The organism is Nitratireductor aquibiodomus NL21 = JCM 21793 (assembly GCF_000615975.1).
Classification (GTDB): Bacteria; Pseudomonadota; Alphaproteobacteria; order Rhizobiales; family Rhizobiaceae; genus Nitratireductor; species Nitratireductor aquibiodomus.
Genome location: NZ_BAMP01000026.1, coordinates 40,878 through 47,623 on the forward strand (window position 1 = coordinate 40,878; position 6,746 = coordinate 47,623).

General features: G+C 63.4%; 6 protein-coding genes and 1 tRNA gene. 2 read left to right on the forward strand and 5 right to left on the reverse strand.

Annotated features, from left to right (window positions below; all coding sequences use genetic code 11):
- Window positions 1-6: 6 nt before the first annotated feature.
- The 4 genes from JCM21793_RS30200 to JCM21793_RS09665 all read right to left on the reverse strand — a co-directional run bounded on the left by JCM21793_RS30200 (window position 7) and on the right by JCM21793_RS09665 (window position 3,479).
- Entirely contained in the window at window positions 7-798 is a 792-nt protein-coding gene (locus tag JCM21793_RS30200) for a hypothetical protein (RefSeq protein ID WP_051556150.1), read from the reverse strand.
- Window positions 789-2,021, reverse strand: a complete 1,233-nt coding sequence (locus JCM21793_RS30205) for a DUF4139 domain-containing protein (protein WP_051556151.1) — start codon at window positions 2,019-2,021, stop codon at window positions 789-791. Before JCM21793_RS30205 ends, JCM21793_RS30200 begins: the two co-directional genes overlap by 10 nt.
- Window positions 2,022-2,161: 140 nt before the next feature.
- A tRNA-Arg gene (locus JCM21793_RS09660) sits at window positions 2,162-2,238 on the reverse strand.
- 77 nt (window positions 2,239-2,315) lie between these two features.
- Entirely contained in the window at window positions 2,316-3,479 is a 1,164-nt protein-coding gene (locus tag JCM21793_RS09665; protein ID WP_025030237.1) for a M20 aminoacylase family protein, read from the reverse strand.
- Window positions 3,480-3,882: 403 nt separating this feature from the next.
- Between JCM21793_RS09665 and JCM21793_RS09675 the strand changes: the two genes are divergently transcribed.
- Together JCM21793_RS09675 and JCM21793_RS09680 are read left to right on the forward strand one after the other, a co-directional pair.
- Entirely contained in the window at window positions 3,883-4,998 is a 1,116-nt protein-coding gene (locus JCM21793_RS09675) for a D-alanyl-D-alanine carboxypeptidase family protein (protein ID WP_007010259.1), read from the forward strand.
- A gap of 5 nt (window positions 4,999-5,003) precedes the next feature.
- Window positions 5,004-6,092 carry a CobW family GTP-binding protein gene (locus JCM21793_RS09680; protein WP_025030238.1) on the forward strand — a complete coding sequence of 363 codons (1,089 nt, stop codon included), beginning with the start codon at window positions 5,004-5,006 and terminating at the stop codon, window positions 6,090-6,092.
- 228 nt (window positions 6,093-6,320) lie between these two features.
- On the opposite strand, the gene JCM21793_RS09685 is transcribed toward JCM21793_RS09680, so the two are convergent.
- Window positions 6,321-6,551, reverse strand: coding sequence for a sulfurtransferase TusA family protein (locus tag JCM21793_RS09685; protein ID WP_025030239.1), 231 nt, complete (start codon window positions 6,549-6,551; stop codon window positions 6,321-6,323).
- Window positions 6,552-6,746: the final 195 nt, after the last annotated feature.

The window sequence follows — 6,746 nt, forward strand, 5'->3', positions numbered from 1 at the left end:
GAGTGATCAGAGCCCGTCGATAAACGCCCGCACCTCGCCGCTCAGGCGTTCCATCTCGGTTTCTGCCCGGGCTCTCTCCTCGCCAAGCGAGGCGATCCGGTTTTCCTGTTCTTCAAGCATGCGCATATAGCGTTCTGCCAATGCGCTTTCGCGGGGGACCGACCCCAGGTTGTCGCGGATGCGGGCCTGGTCTCCGGCGGTTCGTTCCAGCGCCTGCCGTACATTTTCGAGTGTGCGTTCGGCAGTTATTGCCTCACGTTTGAGCGCGGCGAGCGCCTTCAGTTTTTTTGTGGTTTCGTCGTCGGTTGCCGAGCCGGCCCAGACATAGAGCGCGTCGGCGCTGGCATCGATCAGGGCGAAGTTCTCCGTGCGGCTGCGTTCCATCACCGTCCTGACGGTGGATTTCCCTCCGGCCTCTACAGTGGCGCGCAGGCGGTAATGCGTCGGCGTGGCGCTGTCGAGCGCATCGGAGGACATCTGCCATCCGTCACGGCGCGGGTGCTCGATCAGAACCGTGCGTTTCGCATCCGCAGCGCCCTTGATCGCATAGGTCGTGGTGATCCGCGAAACCGTCGTCGTGCGCAGGATGCCATCGGTGATGGCCGCCTTTCCGAGGATCTCGTGCGGTTTCGTTTCGGTTGTGATCTCGACCTTGCGGTCGCTGGCGAAGCTCGCCATTCGGCTTTCTCCGGCGGGAATGCCCAGAAGCTGTGCATCGCCCACATAGCCGCTCGCCCCGTCATAGACCGTGACGATGCCGGGCGGCAGGCTTGCCTCGGTGTCGTTTCTCAGAAACACGGCTGCGACCGGGTGGATCCTGCCGTTTTCAGGCTGGAAGACCGAGACCCGCTCTGCCCGGACCTTGGCGTCCACGAACGGCACGGAAAGGCTTTGCCCTGCTGCGAGGTCGATGGCATTCGGCAGTTGGTAAGTGGCGCTCGTCTCGCCCTCGTGCGCCTGGCTGCCATTGGTCGGTGCCGAAGGTCCATAATGGCCATATCCGCAATCGGGGCGGGTGCGGCTGCTCCTCCCAGGGCGCGCATGCGCCGGGGGGCGGCGTTCATTTCGGCCATCTCGATGCCCGCTGCATCGTCCGGCCGCGGCGGCGCGGCGTTGCCCACGGCAACGGGAATGTCCGCGCGTTCGCTCCAGTAGCGCTGATGCAGCTTCTGGGCGAGCGTCACCGGTGCGCCAGAGGAAAGCGTCAACCCGATGCCTTCCCAGTCTTCGCCGGTCGCGTTTTCGATCACCGCCCAGGCCTGCAGGCGGGCGGTCTCCTCTCCGGCCGAAACCAGCCGGTAGGCGGTCTTCCAGACGGGCGCCGGCACCACATAGGAGAGGGCGATGTCGCGCGCGCCCGTTCCCGATAGTGTGACCGCCACGGAGCGGATGGCATCGGTGCGCCCGCGTCCGCTCACCTTCGCGGCCTCCCGCAGCCGCTCCCGCATCGCCTCGTCGCGGATATCGAGCTGGGTGTCGGTTCCAAGCTTGAGAATTTCAACCGTTCCATCCGCCGTCATCACCGAGAGAACCCGCTCGATGCGGGGATCAGTATCGCTGCCCGTCTGTTGCGTGTCGACACCGAGAATCATGCCTTCGACGGTGCGTCCGCCCGAGGTGGCCCGCACGGAGACGCCCTGAAGCGCAGCCGCCAGCGCCGGAACGGATCCCATTTCACCGGGGCTGAAGGGCAGCCGCCGGAACGTCTCCTCAACCGGCGAGAGCCCGTCGAGCGTGACGGCATCGATCGTGCCTGCGGGATCGCTCACTACGAGGCTTTTCAGAAAATCATCCACCTGGTCGAGCGGAATGTCGATGCGCAGCGTGCCGTCTCCGTCGATGCGAGCAGAGCGCCTGACCTCGGCCAGCCCGCCGGATGAGAGCGTGATTCTTTCTATTCTCCCGCTATCGATGATGTCGGCAAGGGCCGGTGGCACAGCCTGAGCAAATGCAAAACAGGCGCCGAACAGGGCGGTGCGGGCAATTTTCCGGTTCACGCCGGGGAAAGGTTTCGCTGTCACGTCATGTCTCCACGCTGCCTTGAGAAAGTCCTGAACGCACCTTCGTTATCAGTGTATCTGGATTGGATCGTGGCGTGTTTGGGGAAAAGTGCGCATCGCAGGCCGGCAGGGCAGCGTCATCGGGCTGGGCGCAGCAAAAATGGCGATCCCGACAGGATTCGAACCTGTGACCCTCAGATTAGGAATCTGATGCTCTATCCTGCTGAGCTACGGGACCGCTGAGCCCTCTCATAACGCGATGAAGCCGGTTCGCCAAGATCAAATGGGACGGCGTGCAGGGCGCCGTCCCCTCCGTCATGCCGCCAGGGCGGTCTCGGCCAGGCGCACCCAGTAGCTCACCCCGTGCGGGATGGCGTCGTCGTTGAAATCGTAGGCCGTGTTGTGCAGCGCGGCGCTGTCGCCATTGCCGATGAAGATGAAGGCGCCCGGACGGGCTTCCAGCATGTAGGAGAAATCCTCGCCGCCCATCGTTGGCGTGATGTCGGTGTCCACATTGGCCGCGCCGGCGATCTCGCTTGCTATCGCGCTCGCAAAGGCGGTTTCGTCGGCATGGTTGAACGTCACCGGATAGTTGGAATCGTAGTCCACCTCCACCGTGGCGCCATGGGCGGCTGCCACGCCCGCGCAGATCGTGCGCATGCGGCTTTCGGCATCGGCGTTCACGTCCTTCTTCAGGGTGCGCACGGTGCCGGCAAGCTCCACGGAATCGGGAATGACGTTGAAGGCGTCGCCGGCGTGGAATTTTGTGACCGAAACCACCACCGAATCGAGCGGATGCACATTGCGCGAAGCAATGCTCTGCAGCGCCGTCACGATCTGGCTTGCAGCGAGAATCGGATCGACCACCGTATGCGGCATGGCGGCGTGGCCGCCGCGCCCTTTCACGGTGATCACGAACTCAGCCGTGGCCGCCATGATCGGCCCGGGGCGGATGGCGAACTGGCCGACGGGCAGGCCCGGCAGATTGTGCATGCCGAACACGCGCTCGATGGCGAAGCGCTCCATCATCCCATCCTTGACCATCTCGTTGCCACCACCGCCGCCTTCTTCGGCGGGCTGGAAGATCACCGCGACACGGCCCCTGAAATTGCGCGTTTCGCAGAGATATTTCGCAGCGCCGAGCAGCATGGCCGTGTGCCCGTCATGGCCGCAGGCATGCATCCTACCGGGGATGGTGGAGGCCCAGGGCCTGCCCGTCATCTCCGTCATCGGCAGAGCGTCCATGTCGGCGCGCAGGCCAATGGTCGGCCCGTCGCCGAGATTGCCTTCGATGATGCCCACCACACCGGTCTTGCCGAGCCCGGTCACAACCTCTCCGCAGCCGAATTCCGTGAGTTTCTCCGTCACGAAGCCGGCGGTGCGGTGCACATCGAAGAGAAGCTCGGGATGACGGTGGATGTCACGGCGCCATTCGGCGATTTCGGCCTGCAATTCCGCAGAACGATTCAAAATCGGCATGTTTTGCTGTTCCCTTCAAATTTTTGCCGGCATTTTGGCCTTCATGGCGAGGCGGGTTTCGCGCAGGTACCGGAGGGGCCGCATTTATCCCGTGGTCATCTTCCTGAAGTCAGCAATAGGTAAGATGTGATCACGCGTGATTGCAAGCTGATCCGGTTGGACCAGCTTGGGCTTTTGTTCGCTCCGCATCGGTATTCTGGAGCGCGAAGCAGGCGCCGGCTTTGTGGTTTTTTGCTATAAGTGCCCGGTTCGCGTTAAATGCACCCGGACGCGCCGATATGGAGCGAACGGGGCTTGAGGCCGGTCGTTGACCACCTGTCGCAGGCACAGGTGACAATAACCGGTATACGGGTCAACAACAGAGCCTGATATTTCAGGCGGACATGAAATTCGGATAATGCGCATGTGTTTCGCAAGGTTTGCCGCGCCGATGGTGGCCGGGGCAGTGATGGGGATGGTCGCGGCAGTCATGCCGGCGTCGGCAGGGCCGACAATCGTTCTCGACGTCAACAGCGGCAGGGTTCTGTCTCATGAAGACGCATTCCAGCGCTGGTATCCGGCATCGCTCACAAAGCTGATGACGGCCTATGTGGCGTTCGAGGCGGTCAGGGATGGCGAGTTGCAGTTCAACTCTCCGGTGACGATCTCCAAACGTGCGACGCGGGAGCCGCCAAGCAAGATGGGCTATCCGGCAGGCTCGGTGCTGACGCTCGACAACGCCATCAAGCTGATCATGGTCAAGTCCGCCAACGATGTCTCCACGGCGATTGCCGAGAATGTCGGCGGTTCGGTCGGTGCGTTTGCAAAGCGCATGAATGCGGCCGCCCGCAAGCTCGGCATGTCCGGAACGAATTACGTAAACCCGCACGGTCTCTTCTCAACCGAGCAATACACCACCGCCCGTGATCTGGCGCTTCTCGTGCGGGCCATCCGCACCGAGTTCCCGCAGCACGCGCATTATTTCTCTATGGAGGCCATCCGCACCGGCGACAGGGTTTTGCCGAATTACAACTGGCTGATCGGTCGTTTTCCCGGCGCGGACGGCATGAAGACGGGTTATGTGTGCTCGTCCGGCTTCAATCTCGCCGCCACGGCCACGCGCAACGGCCGCACGCTTGCGACGATCGTGCTGGGTGCTCCATCGCAGGTGGAGCGCGGCGAGGAAGCCGCACGCCTGCTTGCCGAGGGCTTCAAGATTCAAGGGGCGGTCTCGCCCTCCATCACCGCGTTCGCGCCTTATGGCGAAGGTCGCAATGTGGCGGTCGACCTGCGCCCCGAGGTCTGTTCCGAAGCGGCGGTCAAGGCCCGGTTCGAGCGCGGTGACGACGACGGTCTCCTGGTTCAGCGCTCGCCTTACCTGTCGGCGATGGACCACGAGCCGCGCGCCGTAACGATCGCTCTGGGCGGCGCCACCGGCCCGGCACCGTCGGTGCCGCGCTATGCCGATGTGCCGATCCCCACGCCGCGGCCGGACTATCCGCTGAAAAGCGCCACCGCCGACACCGCGCAGGGTGGCTGATCACCATGTCCAGCACCATCGCGTTGACACTCGTCACGGGCTTTCTCGGCGCCGGCAAGACAACCCTGATCAATCGGCTGCTGCGCGATCCGGCACTTTCGGACACCGCCGTGATCGTCAATGAGTTCGGTGCCGTGGGCATCGACCACCTGCTGGTGGAAGAGGCATCCGACGGCATCATCGAACTGTCGGATGGCTGTCTGTGCTGCACGGTTCGCGGCGCGCTGGTGGACACGCTTCTCGGGCTGGATGAGCGCCTCGCGGGTGGCCGTGCAGACAGTCTCAAACGTGTCGTCATCGAAACCACCGGCCTTGCCGACCCGGTGCCGGTTCTGCAGGCTCTCGCCGCGCATCCGGCACTGGCTGCGCGTTACCGGCTGGACGGCGTTGTCACGCTGGTTGACGCGATGCACGGCCGTGAGACGCTCGAAGCGCACGAAGAGGCGCGGCATCAGGTGGCGGTGGCCGACCGGCTTCTCCTCACCAAGACCGATGCGGTTGTGGCGGACGCGTTCTCCGGTCTGGAATCGTACCTCGCAAAGCTTGCACCGGGTCTCCAGCCGCTCGTGGCAGAGGGGATGGAGGCTGCTGCCATCATTGACTGCAGTGCGCTCGACATCGGCGCACGCGCCGCAGGGGTGCTGCATGATGCCCCGCCATATCATCATCACGATCACGATCACAACCATGGGCACGACCATCACCATGACCACGGACACAGTGCAGCCTACGACACGATCCTGCTGACGCACGACCGGCCCATTTCAGGCTCGGCGCTTGATAATTTTCTGGACCTTCTGCGCAGCCAGTGCGGACCGCAGATCCTGCGGCTGAAAGGCATTGTCGAACTGCAGGGGCAGCCGGATCGTCCGCTTGTCGTGCAGGGGGTTCGACAGGTTCTGCACGAACCGCGCCTTCTGGCGAAATGGCCTGACGACACGCGCGGCGTGCGTCTCGTCATCATCGGTACGGGGCTCGACGAAGCCTATGTGAAGGGGCTGTTCTCGGCGTTCATGGGCGATGCGGCGGTCGACACGCCCGACAGGGCTGCGCTTGAGGACAATCCGCTCGCCATAGCGGGCTTTCGCCGTTGAACCGCGCGCCGCGTCGACGCAATTGGGAGCTGACCCAGTGTTTGGGAAGAATGTGGGACGGATATGTTTCTGATTTCTGCGCCGTTTAAAGTTCAGGTCATTTAACGCGACTGCTGACCTCCGGCTTGGATCGCCGTGCGTCGATGCGGACGCACAAAGGACGATCTAAACTATAAATGGAGTATCGGAACAATCCGAAAACCGGATTCCACTTTTCGGTCCGATGCTCTAACCTCGTTCCACGAGAAAGCGATGCCCGTCGCTTGTCGCTTCCGTCTCCACGAGCAGATGTCCGTTCTCGTTGCAGAAGGCGGGAATGTCGATCACCGCCAGCGGGTCGGTGGTTTCAAGCCAAAGCCGGTTGCCGCGCGGCATGCCGGCAAGGCGCTTGCGCGCTTTCAGGACCGGCAAGGGGCAGTTGAGCCCCTTGAGGTCGTATGTCTGCGGTGCAACAGTCACGGTCAGCGGCTGAAGATGTTCTGAATGCGGCGACGCAACGAAGGGGCCTGGCCACCCGTGGCCGGAGCAGGGACGGATGCCGTGCGTTCTGCGCTCGTATCCGGTCGCGGTGTCGGGCTCGGAACGGCGCCCTCTGCCGGCACCGGTGCCACGGCCGCGGCGGTGCTTTCCGCCGGCTGCTGCTGTTCGGGCTGG

Coding starts and splice junctions, on each gene's coding strand:
- JCM21793_RS09675 (WP_007010259.1), top strand. CDS start 3,883: ATGTGTTTCGCAAGGTTTGCCGCGCCGATGGTGGCCGGGGCAGTGATG.
- JCM21793_RS09665 (WP_025030237.1), bottom strand. CDS start 3,479: ATGCCGATTTTGAATCGTTCTGCGGAATTGCAGGCCGAAATCGCCGAA.
- JCM21793_RS09680 (WP_025030238.1), top strand. CDS start 5,004: ATGTCCAGCACCATCGCGTTGACACTCGTCACGGGCTTTCTCGGCGCC.